The sequence below is a fragment of the Lactobacillus gallinarum genome (genome assembly GCF_002160635.1).
Classification (GTDB): domain Bacteria; phylum Bacillota; class Bacilli; order Lactobacillales; family Lactobacillaceae; genus Lactobacillus; species Lactobacillus gallinarum.
This window is the reverse complement of sequence record NZ_NFKZ01000011.1, coordinates 13,255-34,194: the sequence shown is the minus strand read 5'-3', so window position 1 is coordinate 34,194 and position 20,940 is coordinate 13,255. Positions and strand designations below refer to the sequence as shown.

At 38.2% G+C, this 20,940-nt stretch carries 17 protein-coding genes; 9 read left to right on the top strand and 8 right to left on the bottom strand.

What is annotated here, in order from left to right; genetic code table 11:
- Window positions 1-36 precede the first annotated feature (36 nt).
- The 8 genes from B5E95_RS05515 to rpmH form a co-directional block, all read right to left on the bottom strand.
- Window positions 37-1,596, bottom strand: coding sequence for a ClC family H(+)/Cl(-) exchange transporter (locus tag B5E95_RS05515; RefSeq protein WP_087235771.1), 1,560 nt, complete (start codon window positions 1,594-1,596; stop codon window positions 37-39).
- A 100-nt stretch (window positions 1,597-1,696) separates the two neighbouring features.
- A complete protein-coding gene (gene gndA / locus B5E95_RS05510; RefSeq protein WP_087176521.1) occupies window positions 1,697-3,100 on the bottom strand; it encodes an NADP-dependent phosphogluconate dehydrogenase in 1,404 nt (467 codons plus the stop codon).
- Window positions 3,101-3,273: 173 nt separating this feature from the next.
- A complete protein-coding gene (gene spxB / locus B5E95_RS05505; protein ID WP_087176520.1) occupies window positions 3,274-5,082 on the bottom strand; it encodes a pyruvate oxidase in 1,809 nt (602 codons plus the stop codon).
- A gap of 373 nt (window positions 5,083-5,455) precedes the next feature.
- On the bottom strand, window positions 5,456-7,354 hold the full coding sequence (gene mnmG, locus B5E95_RS05500; RefSeq protein ID WP_087176519.1) for a tRNA uridine-5-carboxymethylaminomethyl(34) synthesis enzyme MnmG: 1,899 nt from the start codon (window positions 7,352-7,354) through the stop codon (window positions 5,456-5,458).
- Between the two features lie 9 nt (window positions 7,355-7,363).
- Window positions 7,364-8,749, bottom strand: a complete 1,386-nt coding sequence (gene mnmE / locus B5E95_RS05495; protein ID WP_087176518.1) for a tRNA uridine-5-carboxymethylaminomethyl(34) synthesis GTPase MnmE — start codon at window positions 8,747-8,749, stop codon at window positions 7,364-7,366.
- A gap of 110 nt (window positions 8,750-8,859) precedes the next feature.
- A complete protein-coding gene (locus B5E95_RS05490) occupies window positions 8,860-9,756 on the bottom strand; it encodes a YidC/Oxa1 family membrane protein insertase (protein WP_162606876.1) in 897 nt (298 codons plus the stop codon).
- Window positions 9,737-10,105, bottom strand: a complete 369-nt coding sequence (gene rnpA / locus B5E95_RS05485; RefSeq protein ID WP_087176516.1) for a ribonuclease P protein component — start codon at window positions 10,103-10,105, stop codon at window positions 9,737-9,739. Before rnpA ends, B5E95_RS05490 begins: the two co-directional genes overlap by 20 nt.
- Before the next feature lie 52 nt (window positions 10,106-10,157).
- Window positions 10,158-10,298, bottom strand: coding sequence for a 50S ribosomal protein L34 (rpmH, locus tag B5E95_RS05480; RefSeq protein WP_003549412.1), 141 nt, complete (start codon window positions 10,296-10,298; stop codon window positions 10,158-10,160).
- A 474-nt stretch (window positions 10,299-10,772) separates the two neighbouring features.
- Here rpmH and dnaA point away from each other — a divergent pair, with 474 nt between their 5' ends.
- From dnaA to rpsR, 9 genes are all read left to right on the top strand, one after another.
- Window positions 10,773-12,140 carry a chromosomal replication initiator protein DnaA gene (gene dnaA / locus B5E95_RS05475; RefSeq protein ID WP_087235770.1) on the top strand — a complete coding sequence of 456 codons (1,368 nt, stop codon included), beginning with the start codon at window positions 10,773-10,775 and terminating at the stop codon, window positions 12,138-12,140.
- 156 nt (window positions 12,141-12,296) lie between these two features.
- The gene (gene dnaN, locus B5E95_RS05470; protein ID WP_087235769.1) at window positions 12,297-13,427 is read left to right on the top strand and encodes a DNA polymerase III subunit beta; all 1,131 of its coding nucleotides are present in this window, start codon (window positions 12,297-12,299) and stop codon (window positions 13,425-13,427) included.
- A gap of 222 nt (window positions 13,428-13,649) precedes the next feature.
- Window positions 13,650-13,874 carry a S4 domain-containing protein YaaA gene (gene yaaA, locus B5E95_RS05465; protein WP_025006343.1) on the top strand — a complete coding sequence of 75 codons (225 nt, stop codon included), beginning with the start codon at window positions 13,650-13,652 and terminating at the stop codon, window positions 13,872-13,874.
- The gene (gene recF / locus B5E95_RS05460) at window positions 13,874-15,001 is read left to right on the top strand and encodes a DNA replication/repair protein RecF (protein ID WP_087235768.1); all 1,128 of its coding nucleotides are present in this window, start codon (window positions 13,874-13,876) and stop codon (window positions 14,999-15,001) included. The genes yaaA and recF overlap by 1 nt, the downstream gene beginning before the upstream one ends.
- Window positions 15,002-16,966 carry a DNA topoisomerase (ATP-hydrolyzing) subunit B gene (gyrB, locus tag B5E95_RS05455; protein ID WP_087235767.1) on the top strand — a complete coding sequence of 655 codons (1,965 nt, stop codon included), beginning with the start codon at window positions 15,002-15,004 and terminating at the stop codon, window positions 16,964-16,966.
- 10 nt (window positions 16,967-16,976) lie between these two features.
- Window positions 16,977-19,460, top strand: a complete 2,484-nt coding sequence (gyrA, locus tag B5E95_RS05450; RefSeq protein ID WP_087235766.1) for a DNA gyrase subunit A — start codon at window positions 16,977-16,979, stop codon at window positions 19,458-19,460.
- Between the two features lie 218 nt (window positions 19,461-19,678).
- Window positions 19,679-19,975, top strand: a complete 297-nt coding sequence (gene rpsF, locus B5E95_RS05445) for a 30S ribosomal protein S6 (protein WP_025006345.1) — start codon at window positions 19,679-19,681, stop codon at window positions 19,973-19,975.
- Window positions 19,976-20,020: 45 nt separating this feature from the next.
- Complete coding sequence (gene ssb, locus B5E95_RS05440) at window positions 20,021-20,542, top strand: single-stranded DNA-binding protein (protein ID WP_087235765.1); 522 nt, start codon at window positions 20,021-20,023, stop codon at window positions 20,540-20,542.
- A gap of 27 nt (window positions 20,543-20,569) precedes the next feature.
- Complete coding sequence (gene rpsR / locus B5E95_RS05435; protein ID WP_003549366.1) at window positions 20,570-20,806, top strand: 30S ribosomal protein S18; 237 nt, start codon at window positions 20,570-20,572, stop codon at window positions 20,804-20,806.
- Window positions 20,807-20,940 lie beyond the last annotated feature (134 nt).

The following is a 20,940-nucleotide window of genomic DNA, read 5'->3' as shown; positions in this document are numbered from 1 at the left end:
AAAAAAGCGGCATCTATTGATGCCGCTTAATCTCATTTACCCATCAAGTTCAACGCCTTGCAGCTGTTTCATCTTACTATAAACTACACCACGTTGACTTGAGTCAAATTCTAGAATTAACATATCGCCACCGCGAATAACCGTTTGTCCATTAGGAATAATTTCATCCCCATCACGGCGAATAGTACTTACACGCGTATCTTCAGGCCACTTAATCTCGGATACCTTTTTGTCAACCAATCTAGAGCTCTCATAAACCGGTAGAACCATTCGATCAGCTTGGCCAGTATAATTAACCTTACGATCACTATGCTTGTCCATAGCGGCCGCTAAGAGGCCGTAAATTGGTTTTCCGCCAAGAAGTTCATCAACTAGCAGCGCAATAAATGCTACAACAGCAAGTGGCATTAAATGTAGCAATGAGCCAACCATTTCAGTAATCAAAATAATTGCGGTAAATGGTGCGCGAATAATTGCGGCGAAATAGCCAGCCATTGAAAAGATTACTAAGTTAACTACTAAACGCTGAGGCAATAGTCCAAGTTGAACCATGAACAAACCATAAGTAGCACCAATTAAAGCACCCATGGTCAAAATTGGCAAAAAGATACCACTTGGTAAACCAGAGTCATAGGCCACGATTGAAAAGATAATTCTCATGACATAATAGAACGCCAACAGGCCAACTAATCCCCATCCACTTTGTGTAATTATATGGGGCATTGCCAAAATCAAGCGATTACCAGGACCTGTAATTAATGGCCAGAAGTAGGCTATTGGAATTAAGATTGCCAAAGGGATTAAGCCATGAAGCCAGCGAGGCAAAAACGTGATTCTTGCATAAACTTTTTTCAAACTAAACAGTCCGACTTTGTATAAATGGCCTAGAACACCTAATAAGATCCCTAAAATAATCAAGTGCCAATAGAGCACAATTGGAAATGAATGATTATATAAAATTCCAAGCGCTGGATGGATACCGAATAAATTGGAAACCACAAAGTTGGAAGCAATTGCTCCAGCTAATGCATTCATCCAAACAAGTGGAGAGAAATTATGGAAAACTTCTTCTAATACAAACAATGCTCCACTAAGAGGTGCACCAAATGCAGCAGATAGACCACTAGCGGCACCGGTTGCTAACAAAATTCGTGAATTAAGCTTATTTTGCTTAAAGCCTTGGCCTACACCCTGGCCGATGGTTGAGCCGAGTTGTAATGAAGGGCCTTCTGGTCCCAAGAACAAGCCTGTACCAATTACCAGAATACCCCCTATTAGCTTACGCCATAAGATTGGGAACCATTGCAGAGATAACTTTCCTTGAAGCTGTAATTTTACTTCAGGAATACCTGATCCTCCAACATGAGGATATTGTTTTACAAAATACCCTGCAATTACGGCTACGGCGATAAAGCCTATAATAATCACAATAAACCATAATGGATTGCTGTGAGCTAATTGAAATAAATGCAGCCAAAAACCTGACGTTTTTTCAATTCCAAATCTAAATAGCCCAACTACTATACCAGTAAAGATACCAACTACTAACGCTTGTAAAAGTAGTTTTATATTGGTTTTATTTCCCTCGTCTTTCATATAACCCTCTCTTTAATTGAACAATCACGACAAACTCTATTGTACAATAAAAAACCAGCTAAGATTTAGCTGGTTTTTGGTTTCATGTGAAACAGATTTATTATTTTTCTTCATACCATTCAGTATGGAATGTACCTTCACGATCATTTCTTTGGTAAGTATGTGCACCAAAGTAGTCACGTTGACCTTGAATAAGGTTAGCTGGTAAATCTGGGTTAAAGATTGATTCTAAGTAGTTAAGAGCTGCACTTAAAGTTGGAGTTGGTACGCCAGCCTTAGTAGCGAATTCAACTGACTTTCTCAAAGCTGGAAGGTTTTCTTCCATTAACTTTCTGAAGTAGTCATCTTGGAACAAGTTCATGAGCTTGTTGCCTTTAGAATACGCATTTTCGATATCTTTAAGCATTGCAGAACGAATAATGCAGCCTGCTTCCCAATCTTGAGCAATTGACTTGTAGCGCAGGTCCCAATCATAAGCTTCGGCAGCCATGGTTAATTGTTGGAAGCCTTGTGCGTATGCGACAGCTTGAGCTAATTGCAAAGTCTTTTCGAATTCATCCACTAAATCGTCAGGAATTGCACCCTTGTACTCAAACTTAGCTTGCTTAATACCGCTCTTCACTGCTAAATGAGCTTGCTTACTCATGAAACGAGCCATAACAGCTTCAGCTACGACAGTTACTGGAGCGCCAAGTGCAACACCGTCTTCAAGCATCCAGTTACCGGTACCCTTGTATGAAGCAACATTTAAGATATGGTCGATAACGTGATCTGAAGTTAAATCATCCTTTTGAGCTAATACTTTAGAAGTGATTTCACTAAGGTATGCTTCAACCTTACCATGGTTCCACTTGTCAAAAATTGCGGACATCTCATCATCACTCTTATGAGCAACATCACGAAGTAAGTTGTAAACTTCTGAGAATTCTTGCATAATTCCGTATTCGATACCGTTATGTACCATCTTGACATAGTGACCAGCACCTTCAGGCCCCATGTAGTAGACACATGGCTTGCCTTCCTTGTTCTTAGCAGCAATTGCTTCAAGAATTGGAGCAACCTTTTCATAAGCTGCTTCATCACCACCGGGCATAAGAGCTGGACCGTTAAGGGCACCCTCTTCACCGCCGGACACACCCATTCCGATGAAGTGAATGCCATGCTTTTCCATTTCGTGGAAACGACGGTTAGTGTCGTGGTAATTTGAATTACCACCATCAATTAAAATATCACCTTTATCCAAAAGTGGCAGCAATTTTTGCAAGGTTTGATCCACTGGATCACCAGCCATAATTTGGATCAAAATCTTGCGTGGCTTTTCGAGTGAATTAACAAATTCTTCCCATGTATAACATGGCTTCAACTTATCATCTTCATATTTTGCAAAAGCATCAACTTCTGGTTTATCAATTGAAAAGCCAGAAACTGAGAAGCCGTGATTTCTAACGTTTAAAGCGAGGTTTTTACCCATAACGGATAAACCGATAACGCCGAATTGTTGCATATCTTTAACATCCTCCATTTAATCAAAATTCATCATGTTTTATTATACTTTTTAAAGACAAAAAAGCGAAATTAAAAGACCGCTCTTTAGTCATTCCCTGGGAAATATTGCTACAAAAAAAGCGAGATTTTCATCTCGCTTTTTTGGTCAATTGAATTAAAACTAATTAGAAATTAGTGTTGTGACGCACCGGAAACTGTATCAGGAGCAGTATCTTCTTCTGGTTCTGGTTCTTCATGTTGAGATGCACCTGTTGCAGCGTCAGCTTCCAAGCCATACTTTTCAGCAAAGTAGCTGAATGGCTTCAAGTCTTCGGCTTGATACTTCTTGACGAATGCAGGATCGTCAAGTGAGTTCAATTCAGTTGAGTAAGGCATTTCATGGGTGTACTTAACGTCAATTAACATTGGGCCATCCATCTTCTTGAATTCGTCAACTGCTTCTTCTAATTCTTTCTTAGTGCGTACAGTAACGCCTTTCACGTTCATACCTTCAGCAACCTTAGCCCAGTCGTTGTCAGGGATAATAACGCCTGATAATGGTTGGTTAGATTCATCCTCTTGTTCAGCTTGAATGTAACCTAAAGTTTCATTAGTGAAGATAATGTTCAAAACATGCATGTTGTAGCGTGCCATAGTGAGTAATTCTTGGTTCATCATAGCAAAGCCACCATCACCAGCTAATTGCCATACTTCACGGTCTGGGTAAACAGTTGCGGCCATTAAGGCAGCTGGAGCACCGTAGCCCATTGTTGCGTGCAAGCCTGAAGTAGTCCACTTTTGATTATCATGCAAGTTCAAAAGACGGCATGAGTCAACGTTAACGTTACCAACATCGATTGCAAAGATAGCATTGTCATCAGCCTTCTTGTTGATTACATCCCAGATTGGTTCTGGACGTACAGGCATTTCATCTGAATTCTTAAAGCTATCTTGCCAAGCATCCCAATTCTCACGGTCTGCAATAGCAGCCTTGTAAAGTGGTGATTCGCTTCTAGTTTCACCAGCGTCAATAATTGCTCTCAATGCCTTCTTAGCATCAGCTAACATTGATACATCAGTTGAGTGACGCTTGCCAAACTTAGCTGGATCAACATCAATTTGAATTACCTTGGCATCCTTAGGGAACCATAATACTGAGAATGGTGAGTTATTGCCAACCCAAACAACTAAGTCAGTTGCACCTTGAACTTCTTGTGCGGCCTTCGGTCCAATACGACCGATGGTACCCATGTATGCTGGAAACTTGTCTTCTACGATACCTTTGCCTAAGTATGATGACATAATTGGAGTCTTGAATTTTTCGGCAAATTCCTTAACTTCATCACCAGCATCTTTAGCGCCTAAACCAATGTACATGGTTGGGTTCTTAGCTTCCTTCAAAAGCTTAACAGCTTCATCAACTGAAGTCTTAGTTGGTGCTGGGTAGTTTGGCTCTGGATGAGCATCCTTGTTTACACGGAAGTTATCCTCAATCTTTTGCCAACCGTAGTCCTTAGGAATGATTAAAACTGCAGGACCTTTTCTTGCGTAGGCTTGACGGATAGCTTCGTCAGTCAATACTGGAATAAGCTCTGGAGTCTTAGCTGAAGCGCACCAAACGCTAGCGTCTAAGAACCATTTATCTTCATCAAAAGCTTGGAAGAAGTCGATATCTTGTCTGCTAGTTGGAACGTTAGCTACAATAGCTACCATTGGTGTCTTATCAAACTTAGCATCGTATAAACCGTTAAATAAGTGAGCAGCACCAGGACCAGCTGAACCGAAACATACACCCAATTTACCAGTAACTTTGTATTCAGATGAAGCAGCAAGTGCGCCAGCTTCTTCGTGACGTACTTCGATAAATTTCATCTTATCTCTGAAGTCATAGATGGCATTCATACTTGAGTCGAATGAACCACCTGGGAAACCATAGATGTGGTCAATTCCCCAATCATAAATAACTTTAAGCATTGCATCAGAACCATTAATTTTTGTCATTATAAGTACATCTCCTTAACTTTTCGTTTCTTTCATAATGTATTAAAACACATTTTTTCACATTTTTAAAACGTTAAAAGCGTTGTTATTATGCAAATGAAAACGCTTTTTAAAAATAATCATTTCACAAAGATAGATAAATTTAGACTTATATATCACTCGTTGGTAGCGTTTTCTATTGTGATTTCATAAACATTATTATACTAAAAATCATTTATTTTATATACATTTATTATTACTTATAGTCATAATTTAAAGAAAAATTTTTTTCTTTTTATTCAATCGTCCATTTTTTAGGTTGCGAGTTATTTCAAAAGGGCATGAAAAAAGCATAGTGGCAGTATTTGTCAACTATGCTTTTTACTTATTCATTTTATTTGTTTACTTTGGAATAGCGACCATTTTGAATATAAACACTCAAGATAGCTAAATCAGCTGGGTTTACCCCCGAAATACGTTCGGCCTGAGCTAAAGTCTCAGGACGAATCTTTTCAAATTTCTGACGAGCCTCAGTTGCTAAGCCCTCAATCATTTCATAATCAATATCAGCTGGAATCTTTTTAGCTTCTTGACGCTTTAAACGAGCAATTCTGGTTTCTTCTTTCTTGATATAGCCCGCATATTTAATCGCAATCTCTACTTGCTCTTTGACATAACGGTCACCATCGATCTTTTCGCCAGTGAGTCGTTCGATATCATCGATCTTAACATGTGGCCGGCGTAAGAAGACGTCTGCCTTTACGCCGGCTTTCATTGGTTCCTGGCCGATACTCTTCAGATATTGCTGAACATCATCAGTCAAGTGAACCGTAATTTCATGCAATCTAGCTTTTGCATCCCTAATAGCTTGTTTCTTTTCTTCAAACTTTTCGTAACGTTCATCAGAAATCAAACCAAGTTCGTGACCGTATTCGGTCAAGCGCAAATCTGCATTATCATGACGCAAAATCAAACGATATTCGGCACGACTAGTGAGCAAACGATATGGTTCATTAGTACCCTTAGTTACCAAATCATCAATCAAAACACCGATATAAGCATCGTTTCGTCCCAAGGTAAAGCCAGGCTTGTCTTGTGCGCTTAGTGCAGCGTTAATCCCAGCAATCAAACCTTGCCCAGCGGCTTCTTCATAGCCTGACGTACCATTCATCTGTCCAGCAGTAAATAAGTGCTTGATGTTCTTAGTCTCAAGAGTGTGCTTTAATTGCCATGGTTCAACCACATCATATTCAATTGCATAACCTGGGCGCATCATCTCAGCGTGTTCAAGTCCCGCAACTGAGTGAACCATTTTAAGCTGAATTTCTTCAGGCATTGAAGTTGAAAAGTCGCCTACATAAACTTCTTTAGTAGTTCTACCTTCTGGTTCAAGGAAAATTTGATGACGATCTTTATCGGCAAAACGAACCACCTTATCTTCAATAGAAGGACAATAACGAGGGCCCACTCCCTTGATAATCCCACTAAACATTGGTGCTCGATCAAGATTATCACGAATAATTTCATGGGTACCATTGTTGGTGTAAGTCATCCAGCAAGAGATTTGATTCTTTAAATAGTCAACGTCTTTACTTTCATATGAGAAATGACGAGGAGTTTTATCACCAGGCTCTTCTTCAGTCTTGGAGTAGTCAATCGTATTACCGTTAACACGTGGAGGAGTACCAGTCTTAAAACGACGAAGCTTAAAACCAAGTTTTTCAAGGTTTTCTGACAACTTGATTGAAGGAGTTGTGTTGTTAGGACCTGAAGAATAAGTAAGTTCACCAATAATAATTTTGCCGCGTGCTGCAGTACCGGTAGTCAACACAACGCTTTTAGCATGGTATTTTGCACCTGTATTGGTAATTACACCTTTGCAAACGCCGTCTTCTACTACTAATTGATCTACAATTGCCTGACGCAAAGTTAAATTAGGCGTATTTTCAATAGTATCCTTCATATGCTCATGATATTGCCACTTATCAGCTTGGGCACGAAGAGCACGTACGGCTGGACCCTTACCTGTATTCAACATTCTCATTTGAATATAAGTAGCGTCAATGTTTTTACCCATTTGTCCGCCCAAAGCGTCAATTTCACGAACCACAGTCCCTTTAGCAGGACCACCAACTGATGGGTTACATGGCATAAAGGCAACCATATCCAAACCAATAGTCACAAGCAAGGTCTTTTGCCCCATATGTGCACTTGCCAATGCTGCTTCACACCCTGCGTGACCTGCTCCAACAACAATTACATCATATTCATTTGAATCATATGTTTTAATCATATTCTTCCCCTACTTTCCTAAACAGAATTGACTAAACAATTGCGTTACCAGTTCATCTGGCGCGCTTTCTCCAGTGATTTCGCCTAAAGTATCCCAAGCTCCAGTGAAATCAATTTGCGCGATATCTACTGGGATGCCATCATCAACTGCTTGCACTACATCCTGCAATTCTTTTTTAGCCTTAGCTAAAAGTGATGTTTGACGCTGGTTAGTAACCATTACTTGATCATTAGAATTTTCGATACCAGCAAAGAATAGTTTATTGATTAATTCTTCTAATTTATCAAGATTTTGCTCTTTCAAAATTGAGGTTAAAATAACGTCGCTGCCAGTTTGCTTCTTCATTTCATCAACTGTTATCTTTTGTCCTAAATCAGACTTATTCAAGACAATAATTCTCTTTTTGTTCTTAGTTTCTTCAATTAAAGCTCTATCTTCAGCTGTTAATTCTTGACTAGCATCTATCAACAAAAGTACTAGATCAGCACGATCTAGCGCCTTCTTTGATCTTTCTACCCCGATTTTTTCAACCTTATCGTCTGTATGGTGAATTCCGGCAGTATCAATTAATTCTAGCGGTACTCCTTTTACAGACACATATTCTTCAAGGGTATCTCTAGTGGTTCCGGCTACATCGGTTACAATTGCTTTATCACTTTGAGTCAAATAATTAAGCAATGATGACTTACCCACATTAGGGCGTCCAACAATTGCAGTCGCAAGACCATTACGCAAGATTTTACCCTCTTGTGCAGTCTTCAATAGTCGATCTATTTTCTTAATTACTGATTTAGCAGTATCAGACATTTGCTTGGCAGTAACAGTATCGGCATCATACTCTGGATAATCAATATTTACCTCTACATTAGCCAGAGTATCCAAAATCTCCTGTCTCATAGCTTGAATTTTATGCAAAAGCCCCCCAGCAAGCTGCCCTACAGCGACCTGACGTGCTTTATCTGTTTTAGCACGAACAATGTCCATCACACTTTCAGCCTGAGTTAAATCAATTCTGCCATTAACAAAGGCACGCTTAGTAAATTCACCCGGATCAGCCATACGAGCGCCATGACTTAATAAAAGTTGCAAAATATGATTTGTAACTACGATCCCACCGTGACAATTGATTTCAACAATATCCTCACGCGTAAAAGTCTTGGGCGCACGCAATACTGTGACCATTGATTCATCGATAGTTTTACCAGTATCAGGATCAATAATATGACCATAGTGAATAGTATGTGTTGGTACTTTAGTCAAATCTGCACCTTTAAAAACTTCATTAGCAATTTTAACTGCATCTTCACCCGACATCCGTACAATGGAAATTCCGCCTTCGCCAATAGGGGTGGAAATTGCAGCAATTGTATCGAACTCTGTTAAAGTTTGAGCCATAATTTCACCTTTTCTTAATAAAAAAAGTGCATTATACCACCACGAATAAACATGATGGATAAAGCACTTTGACTACTTTATCTAAAAATCATTTTAGATTGATATTCTTTTTATCTCTTTTTGCGTCCTAAACGCTTGTAAGTTTTTCTTATCTTACGTTTACGTTCGCGCTCGGCTTCTGCCTTAGCCTCTTGCTCTCTCTTAAATTTAATAGGATTTTGCAAGATAAAGGTCTGAACTGCCTGGAACAAGTTAGAAATAACCCAGTAAAGTGTAATTGCTGATTGGAAACTTAGTGCCATTACACCTACCATGATTGCCATTCCGTAAGTCATTACCTTTGTCATCCCATTTTGAGCTGACTTAGGCGTAGCTAACTGACTAATGTAGGTAGACAAGAAAGTGAAAACCATTGCCAAGATCGGCATTATGTAATAAGGATCCGGTTTACTCAAATCCATCCACAAAAAGCGACCAGTTTGCAACTGTGGCGTACGTAAAATCGCGCCATACAAAGCATACATAACAGGCAATTGGATCAAAACGGGTAAACATCCAGTATACGGATTTACTCCTGCTTCCTTATATAGTTTATTAGTTTCTTGTTGTAATAGTGTCCTTGATTCAGTGTCACGTCCTGGATATTTCTTACGTAACTCATTAATTTGTGGTTGAATGCCTTGCATCTTTGTTGTGCTTCGAATAGAAATAGCATTCAAAGGCAACAAGATAACACGAACAATAATGGTAAAGACAATAATTGCCCATCCATAGCTATTGCCCATTAACTTAGCTAACCACAAAATGAAAGCTGACATGTAATAAACAATCCATCTGTCCCACCAATTGCCACTGTTATGTGAAACTGGTGCAACATGACCGTTTGCACCTTGAGTCGCACATCCTGTCAAAACGACAGCAAGTGTAATCAAAGCTAAAACGGCAATAAGACGTTTGACATTTCTCTTGGTCAGAATGTCCTTCAATCTAATTTTCCTCAACTTCATCTGGCATTTCTTCAATAATATGAGCCAAAGCTAATGCATGAAGCAAGTTTTTTCGTACTTTGACCATATCAAAATTACGAGCATAAGGCCGGGTAATGATTAAAAAATCAGCATGTGGATCAATCTCCAACTTTTTTTCATCAATTACGGCCCGAATATAACGCTTGAGTCGATTACGTGCAACTGCAGTATGCCCAACCTTCTTGCCAACAGAAATACCTACACGAAAGTGCCTGTTTTCTGCTTTTTCTACCTTATAGATGACAAAAGCACGGTTAGCTACTGAATTACCAGACTCGAAAACTTGCTGGAAATCTTTTTCAGATTTTACTCGATAAGACTTTCTCAAAACGTTTCATTCCACTCTATGTAGACTAAAAAAACCACTGGGATTCAGTGGTTTAAGCAGATAAGACTTTTCTACCCTTTGCGCGGCGTCTTGCTAAAACCTTACGGCCATTTGATGTGCTCATACGCTTCATAAAACCATGAACACGTGAACGGTGACGCTTCTTAGGTTGGTAAGTTCTCTTAGTTGTCATTGTAAACTGCACCTCCATAAAATCTTTGTGCTAAATACACAATTTCTTATTAAGAATAGCACGAATAGCCGCAAAAACCAAGTATTTATTTAAAAAAGCATTCATGATTCATTCAAAAATAAATCCCTTAAACAGCATTTTTATGTGGATAAAAAAATAAATATTTTTTCACACGAAATAATTCACAAGATAATTCCCAATGTTTTCCACATCCCACAGGGTGTTAAAAATTAAATTCACACCATGTGGATAACGCATATGGTAATGCGCTTAAATTATTGCTACAATAGCAAAAGTAATCCACATGTCAACTGTGCATAAATTAACCTTTTGATTTGTATCATGTCAAAATGTGCATATTAGTATTAAAATAATCCACAGGCTGTTAATCATGTTAATTACTTTTACTCTTGTGGAAAACTTTTATATAAAATGATACACTTAATGTGCTTTTTACTATTGGGGGAATGCACATTGTTCGACATTGAAAAATTCTGGCAACATTTTAACGATGAGATGCGGGCTCGTTTTAATGAAGTTGCTTATAATGCATGGTTTAAAAATACTAAGCCTATTTCTTACAATAAAAATACACATGAATTGAAAATCTTAGTTCAAAATCCTGTTGCAAAGGGGTATTGGGAGAAAAATTTATCTTCACAACTGATTCAATCGGCCTATGGTTACGCCGGAATTGAAATATTACCTGTATTTCAGATAACTGAAAATAACGAAAGTCCTGAACGGATCGTCACACCCGAGCCCAAACATGATATTCAACTACAACAAGAAAAAAGAGCACCTAGACAATTCACCAAAAATTTAAAATTAAACGAAAAATATACCTTTGATAATTTCGTTCAAGGTGAGGGAAACAAATTAGCTGCCGGCGCCGCATTGGCTGTAGCAGACAGTCCTGGTAGCTTTTACAATCCACTCTTTATTTTTGGTGGTGTTGGTCTTGGAAAAACACACTTAATGCAGGCAATCGGTCACCAAATGTTAGCCGAACGTCCTAATGCAAAAGTAGTCTATATACAGAGTGAAACTTTCGTTAATGATTTTATTAATTCCATAAAAAATAAAACGCAAGACCAATTCCGCGAAAAATACAGAACTTGTGACTTGCTGTTAGTCGACGATATTCAATTTTTTGCAAAAAAAGAAGGTATTCAAGAAGAATTCTTCCATACCTTTGAGACTCTATATAATGATCAAAAGCAAATCGTGATGACCAGTGATCGCTTACCAACTGAAATTTCCGATTTGTCCGAGCGTTTAGTTTCTCGATTTACATGGGGGTTACAGGTTGAAATTACACCTCCAGATCTTGAAACACGAATTGCAATTTTACGCAAGAAGGCAGAAGCAGAGGGCTTAGTCATTGATGACAACACTCTCGATTACATAGCCTCACAAGTAGACACTAATATTAGAGAACTTGAAGGTGCACTTGTTAAAGTTCAAGCATATGCAACTATTGAAAAAGCAGACATAAATACAAATTTAGCTCGAGAGGCTCTTGTTGATCTAAAATTAGTCCAAAAAAATCGCGGGTTACAGATATCTAAAATCCAGGAAGTAGTCGCAAATTATTTCCAAACTTCAACTGCCGAATTAAAGGGTAAAAAGCGTGTACGGCAGATTGTAGTACCAAGGCAAATAGCGATGTACTTATCTCGTGAGTTAACTGATGCTAGTCTACCAAAAATTGGACAAGAATTTGGCGGCAAAGATCATACCACGGTAATGCATGCATATGATAAAATCGATAAGCAAATAAAAACAGATACAGAAATAAAAAGTGCTGTGTTTGATTTGAAACAAATGCTTGAGCATTAATTATCCACTGTGGATAACTTTAAGAGTTTTACACATAGTTTTTAACCGTTTCAATTCCGTTATTTTAAGGCTTCTACTGAGTTTTCAACAAAATTCACAGGCCCTACTACTACTAATTAAATATATAATTAATATAAATAACTTAGGAGGACAACAATGAAATTCACAATTAATCGTAATCTGTTTATAGAAAACTTGAACAATGTAATGCGGGCTATTTCCTCAAGAGCAACTATTCCTATTCTTAGTGGTATTAAGTTGGACTTGACTGAAACAGAATTAACCTTAACAGGTAGCGATACAGACATTTCAATTGAAATAAAGATACCTGTAAACGAAGACTTAAATGTGGAATCTACAGGTTCAATTGTTCTGCCTGCTAGATTCTTCAGTGAAATTGTTAAGAAATTACCAGGTAAAGACTTTTCATTTGAAGTAAAAGAAAGTTTCCAAACTCAAATCGTATCTGAAAATAGTGAATTTACAATTAATGGCTTAGATGCAAATAATTATCCACGTTTACCTGAAATCCCTGATAATGCCTCATTTACTATTTCTGGCAAAACTTTCCGTGAAATTATTAATGAAACGCAATTTGCCACATCTAACGATCAAACGAGAGCTATTCTTACAGGTGTTCGTTTCTTCTTTAATCCAACCAACATTAAGGCAGTCGCAACTGATTCTCACCGTTTATCACAGAGAACTATTACTTTAGAAAACGGACCTCAAGCAGAAACCGATCTGATTATCCCTGGTAAAAGTTTGCAAGAATTAGCTAGAATTATTGGAGAAACTGATCCAGAAGTAAAAATTTGCCCTGGTGATAACCAAGCATTGTTTGTAATTGGCAATCTTTCATTCTATTCACGTTTGCTTGATGGCAATTATCCTGACACTGATCGTTTAATTCCAACTGAAAAAACTACTAGTGTTGAATTTGATATTTCAGAATTATCTAGTGCACTTGAACGTGCAAGTTTGTTAACACACGCGGGCCGCAATAACGTAGTAACTTTAACTTTGGATACTACGAACCAAACTGCAAAGTTATCTGGTAAATCCGCAGAAATTGGTAATGTAGAAGAAGATGTAAGTTTCAGGAACTTGGAAGGAAATGACTTACAAATTTCATTCAACCCTGATTACATGCGTGATGCACTTAGAGCTTCTATTACCGATTCTGTAGTAATGAGTTTTACTAAGCCACTGCGTCCATTCGTCATTAATCCAGATAAAGATGATATTGAATTTGTTCAATTAATTACACCAGTTAGAACCTACTAATTAAGTACACAAAATTTAGGTATTAAAAAACTGCCCCATCGTGGGCAGTTTTTATTTGTTTTTCTGTTAAATGCTAAAAATCGATGCTCTAGTATTTTTTATTCGGGATAGTGTGATCAGGTTATTTGCAAAAAAACCGCAGAAAACGCCTTAAATAGCGGTTTAAGTTTGTTATTTGTTATGAAAACTAATATAATTATATAGGTAAAAAGAGTATTGAAGGTGAACATCATCAAATATTTTACAATTGTTGGCGACTGTATAACTTTAGGGCAATTCCTTAAAGAAGAGAGCGTTGTTTCGTCAGGCGGACAAGCTAAATTTTATCTCCAAGATAATCCAGTAACTTTAAATGGAGCACTTGAGAATCGTAGAGGTAAAAAAATTCGCGTTGGAGATCATTTGCTAGTTAATGGGCAAGAATATGAATTTCGGCGGGAAGAGTAATGTATCTTGATCATTTTGTAGTTCAAAATTTTCGTAATTTAAAAAAGCTTGATATCAATTTTGATCCTAACGTCAATATTTTTATTGGCAAAAATGCGCAGGGAAAAACCAATCTTTTGGAAGCAATCTATTTTTTAGCGTTGACTAGATCCCATAGAACCAATTCTGATAAAGAATTAATAGGTTTTGGTGGCGAATACACCAATTTGCTTGGTCATGTGCAAAAAAGCCAGGTTGATTTAACATTGCGTGTTTTGATCACCCAAAAGGGTAAAAAAGTATGGATTAATCGTGTTGAGCAAGCTAAGTTATCGAAGTATGTTGGCCAATTAAATGCAATTTTATTTTCTCCGGAGGATTTGGAGTTGATAAAGGGTGCTCCAGCCTTGCGGAGAAGATTTATGGACCAAGAATTCGGTCAAATAAATGCGGAATATTTATACTTTGCTAGTAAGTATCGGCAAGTTTTGCTTCAAAAAAATAATTATTTAAAGCAACTTGCCAAAGGAAAAACAAAAGATCAGGTCTTTTTAGATGTATTGTCAGATCAGCTTGCAGGTATTGCTGCAGAAGTGATTTTTCGTCGTTTTAAGTTTTTGCGATATTTAAGTCACTATGCTAGCGATGCATATGCACATATCAGTTTGGGTGGTGAGAAGCTAGCAATAGCGTACCACCCATCTGTTTCTACTATTGAAGCGGATGATACTGTTGAAGAGATTTATCAAAAAATACTAGCAAACTTTGAACGCAATAAAGCGATTGAAATGCGGAAGGGTACTACTACGTCTGGACCGCACCGAGACGATATTGAGTTTAAGCTCGATGGTAAAAATGCCCATTTATATGCTTCCCAGGGACAGCAACGTTCCATTGCTTTAAGTGTAAAGTTGGCAGAAATTCAGTTGATCCATCAATTAACTGATGAATATCCATTGTTGTTATTAGATGATGTGATGAGTGAGCTAGATCACACTCGTCAAAGTGCACTCCTTAATTATATTCATGGAAAGACTCAGACCTTTATCACTACAACAGATCTGGAAGGAATTTCCTGGGAAATAATTAAGAAGCCACGTGTGTACCACATTCAATCTGGCAAAATTAGTTTTGAGAAGGAGAATTAAATGGCTGATAAGTCAAAGAAAAATCTTGATAAGGTCAAAAAATATGAAAAAGAGGCCGACAAGTATAATGCCAGTCAAATTCAAGTCTTAGGCGGCCTGGAGGCTGTTCGTAAGCGACCAGGTATGTATATCGGTTCGACTAGTTCTCAGGGATTGCACCACTTAGTGTGGGAAATTATTGATAACAGTATTGATGAACGACTTGCTGGTTTTGCTACCAAGATTGAAATTACTGTTAATGAGGATGGTAGTGTTACTGTTCAAGATGATGGTCGTGGTATCCCAGTAGATATTCAGAAAAAGACAGGTCGTCCAGCATTAGAGACTGTATTTACTGTACTTCACGCCGGTGGCAAATTCGGCGGTGGCGGATACAAGGTATCAGGTGGTTTGCACGGTGTTGGTGCATCTGTTGTAAATGCTTTGTCCACTAAGCTTGATGTAACTGTCATGCGTGATGGTAAAAAGTATTTCATTGATTTTGATCACGGCCGTGTTAAGGATGATATGAAACAAATTGGTACTGTGCCACTTGATCAACATGGTACTATTGTTCATTTCTATCCAGATCCTGATATTTTTACTGAAACTACTACTTTTGATGACAAGATCTTAAAGAATAGAATTCGTGAACTTGCATTTTTAAACAAGGGATTAAAGCTTACTTTTACTGATAAACGTAAAGATAGTGCTGAAACCGACGTATACAAGTACGAAGGTGGTATTAAAGAATACGTTGCCTTTTTGAACAAAGGACAAGAAGTATTATTTGATGAACCAATCTATGTTGAAAGTACTTATAACGGTATTGATGTGGAAGTTGCTTTGCAATATACAAATGGCTATAAGACCACTTTGATGACTTTCGCTAATAATATCCACACCTATGAAGGTGGGATGCACGAGGCTGGTTTTAAGACTGCTTTAACTCGTGTAGTCAACGACTATGCGCACAAGGCTAAGATCTTAAAGGATAAGGATGACAATCTTTCTGGTGAAGATATCCGTGAAGGAATGACAGCTGTTGTTTCAGTTAAGCACCCAAGTCCTCAGTTTGAAGGTCAGACCAAGACTAAGTTGGGTAACTCAGATGCTAGAACAGCAGTAGATAAGTCATTCTCTGAGACTTTTAGCCGTTTCTTAATGGAAAATCCATCTGTTGGACACAAGATTGTGGAAAAGGGACAACTTGCTGAACGTGCTAGAACAGCTGCTAAGCGTGCGCGTGAAGTTACCCGTAAAAAGTCCGGTTTGGAAATTGCAAACTTGCCAGGTAAATTAGCTGACAATACCAGTAATGATCCAAGTATTTCTGAATTATTTATCGTTGAGGGTAATTCAGCCGGTGGTTCAGCAAAACAAGGTAGATCTCGTTTGACCCAAGCAATTTTGCCAATCAGAGGTAAGATCTTGAACGTTGAAAAAGCTTCAATGGATCGTATTTTAGCTAACCAAGAAATCAGATCTTTATTTACAGCTTTGGGTACAGGCTTTGGTGCAGATTTTGATGTGTCTAAGGCTCGTTACCATAAGTTAATTATCATGACTGATGCCGATGTCGATGGTGCTCACATTAGAACTTTGCTTTTGACGCTGTTTTACAATTACATGCGTCCAATGATTGAAAAGGGATATGTATACATCGCTCGTCCACCTCTGTATCAGGTTCGTCAGGGTAAGGTAATTAAATATCTTGATACTGATGAAGAATTGCATGATTACTTAGGTAGTTTGCAACCAAGTCCTAAGCCAGTTGTACAGCGTTACAAGGGGTTAGGTGAAATGGACCCAGAACAATTATGGGAAACTACTATGAATCCAGAAAATAGACGTTTGGATCGAGTAAGTCCTGAATATGCCAAGGATGCGGATGCAGTCTTTGAACTTTTAATGGGTAATGAAGTTGCTCCAAGACGTGACTTTATTCAAAAGAATGCTAAATATGTTGAAAATTTGGATGCATAGGAGAGGTTAGATGGACGATAATCAAACTCAAGATCGTAGAATTAGAAACGTCGATTTAACTAGCATGATGCGTAGTTCATTCCTGGACTATGCAATGTCAGTTATTGTAGCTCGTGCTTTGCCTGATGTTCGCGATGGTTTGAAGCCTGTACAGCGTCGTATTCTTTATGGAATGAGCGAATTAGGTGTTACGCCTGATAAGCCATACAAGAAGAGTGCCAGAATTGTTGGGGAAGTTATGGGTAAATTCCACCCACACGGTGACTCATCAATTTATTTAGCTATGGCGCACATGGCACAAAACTTTTCATACCGTTACATGTTAGTTGATGGTCACGGTAACTTCGGTTCTGTTGATGGGGACGAACCAGCCGCAATGCGTTATACCGAAGCAAGAATGAGCAAAATCGCTGTTGAAATGCTTCGTGATATCAATAAAAACACAATCGACTGGCAAAGAAACTATGATGATACTGAAAATGAACCAGTAGTATTGCCAGCTAGAATTCCTAACTTGTTAGTTAACGGTGCTAATGGTATTGCTGTTGGTATGACAACTAATATCCCACCTCATAACTTGAGCGAAGTAATTAGTGGTTTGCACATGTTGATGAAAAATCCTGATGCCACTACTAAGGATTTGATGAAAGTTATTCCAGGCCCTGATTTCCCAACTGGTGGAATTATTATGGGTCGCGGTGGAATTTATCGTGCTTATGAAACTGGTAAGGGCAACATCGTTGTACGTGCCAAAACGAATATCGAAACAGAAAAGAGTGGCCGTGAAAGAATTATTGTTAGCGAAATTCCTTTCATGGTTAATAAGGCTGAATTAGTTAAGAAGATTGCTGACTTAGCACGTGAAAAGATCATCGATGGAATTACTGGTGTTCGTGATGAATCTGACCAGACTGGTATGCGAATTACTATTGATATTCGTAGGGATGCCAGTGCCAGTGTTGTTTTGAATAATTTGTTCAAACAAACTCAAATGCAGGCTAACTTCGGCATGAACATGGTTGCCATTGTTGATGGTGCACCACACTTCTTAACCTTGAAGCAAATGTTGCAATATTACTTGGACCACCAAGAAGATGTTGTAACTCGTAGAACCAAGTTCGAATTAGCTAAGGCTGAGGCTAGAGCCCATATTCTTGAAGGGTTGCGAATTGCTCTAGATAATATTGATGAAATTGTTCATATTATCCGTAACAGTCAATCAAGTGATATCGCTAAGGCAACTTTAATTAGTCGCTTCGGTCTTGATGATAAGCAATCTCAAGCAATTTTGGATATGCGTCTTGTACGTTTAACAGGCTTGGAACGAGATAAGGTTGAGGCCGAATATAGAGAGTTGCAAGCTAAGATTGCCGATTACAAAGATATTTTGGCTAAGCCTGAACGGATCGATAAGATTATTTATGATGAATTATTAGATATCCAAAAGCGCTTTGGTGATAAGCGTAGAACCGAAATTGGTGCTAGCGAAGTTGTTTCAATTGAAGATGAAGATTTAATTGAAAAACAAAATATTCTTTTGACTGTAACTCACAATGGTTACATCAAGAGAATGCCAATTCAAGAATTTAAGACCCAAAACCGTGGTGGTAAAGGTATTAAGGGTATGGGTGTTCAAGATGGTGACTTTATCGAACACTTAATTTACTCAAGTACACATGACATGCTTTTGTTCTTTACTAATGCGGGTAAAGTTTACTCAAAGAAGGCATATGAAATTCCAGAATATGGTCGTATGGCCAAGGGATTGCCAGTAGTTAACTTGCTCCAACTTGAAAAAGGCGAAAAAGTCCAAACTGTGATCAGCGTCCCAGAAGGAGCAGATGATAATTACTTATTCTTCATCACTAAGATGGGTACTGTAAAACGCACTCATGTCAGTGAATTCTCTAACATTAGAAATAGTGGTTTGATTGCTCTTACTTTGCGTGACGGGGATGAATTAAGCAATGTCCTTACTACGGACGGTAAGCAAAACATCTTAATTGGTACTCACTTAGGCTATGCAGTAACCTTTAACGAAAATGATGTTCGTACTATGGGTAGAACTGCTGCGGGTGTACGCGGAATTAACTTACGTGATCATGATTATGTAGTTGGTTCTGGTGTATTAGGTGCAGACGACCAGGTATTAGTCATTTCTGAAAAAGGCTACGGTAAACGTACTCCAGCTGCAGAATATCCAGTTAAGGGCCGTGGTGGTAAAGGTATCAAGACTGCTAATATCACTGAAAAGAATGGCCTACTTGCTGGCGTAATCGTTATTAGTAAGGGCAAGGACATCATGGTTATCACTACTGATGGTATTATGATCCGCTTTAAGACAAAGGATGTTTCTCAAACTGGACGTAGTACTATGGGTGTTCGCTTGATTAAAGTTAACGACGATAGTCAAGTCGCAAGTTTGACCATTGTTCCATCTGAAGCTGATCAAGATCAAGTTGATGATGAAGATGACAATGACGATAATGAGTAATTAATTAAAAAATCAAAAAATTTGAAGTTTTAAAAAAATTATCAAACTTTTTTGCGTAATAAATAGTGAACAGTAAAAAACTATTTAGGATCACGTGAAAAACTGTTTGGTAATTTTTTATTTATATGCTAGAATTAGAAATTGCGAGTAATATTTCAATTACTCCTTGTTCTTGATTTTAGCAAGAACCATATAGTCCAAAAGGAGGTGCATTAGTCATGGCAACTACAAAGTACGAAGTAACTTACATCATCAAGCCTGATGTTGATGAAGAATCAAAGAAGGCCCTCGTAGAAAACTACGACAAGGTTATCGCTGATAACGGTGGTACTATGGTAGAATCCAAAGACTGGGGCAAGCGTCGTTTCGCATATGAAATTGATAAGTATCGTGAAGGTACTTACCACATCATGACTTTCACTGCAGACAACGCTGACGCAGTTAACGAATTTAGCCGTTTGTCAAAGATTGACAACGCTATCTTACGTTCAATGACCGTTAAGTTAGACAAGTAATTTTAATTTATTGTTTTCGTGATTTAGGAAAGGAAGGACATAAGTATGATTAATAGAGTTGTACTTGTTGGCCGTTTAACACGTGATCCTGAATTGCGTACTACTGGGAGTGGAATCTCGGTTGCTACGTTTACTCTTGCTGTTGACCGTCAATTTACAAATAGCCAAGGTGAGAGGGGCGCGGACTTTATCAGCTGTGTAATTTGGAGAAAATCTGCGGAAAACTTCTGTAACTTTACTTCAAAGGGTTCATTAGTTGGTATTGATGGCCGTATTCAAACCAGAAGTTATGACAATAAAGATGGGCAAAGAGTATATGTAACTGAAGTTGTTGTTGATAACTTCGCATTGCTCGAATCACGCAAGGATCGTGAAGCCCGCGGTCAAAATGGTGGTTATACACCAAATACTGGAAATGCTGGTGCTCCAAGCACTAACAACTTCCAAAATAATGGTGGATCACAAAATACTACTCAGAATACTAATAATCAATCAAACAACGCTCAAGATCCATTCGCAGGATCTGGCGATCCGATTGATATTTCTGATGATGATCTTCCATTTTAAAAATATTTAAAGAAAGGATTCTAGAACATGGCTCAACAAAGAAGAGGCGGCCGTCGTCGTCGTAAGGTTGACTACATTGCAGCTAACCACATCGATTACGTTGACTACAAGGATGTCGATCTGTTGAAACGTTTTATCTCAGAAAGAGGTAAGATTTTACCACGTCGTGTTACTGGCACTAGTGCTAAGAACCAACGTAAAGTTGCAAATGCTATTAAGAGAGCTCGTATCATGGGCTTGTTACCATTTGTTGCTGAAGACTAATTAAAATTAGATCGAATACAAACCAAAAGGACAGGATTATTTCCTGCCCTTTTTTAGTGCCATTTTTTCATTCATAACGCGTAATAATGTATAATTGATACTGATATATTTTACCTTGTAATAGGAAGGATCTT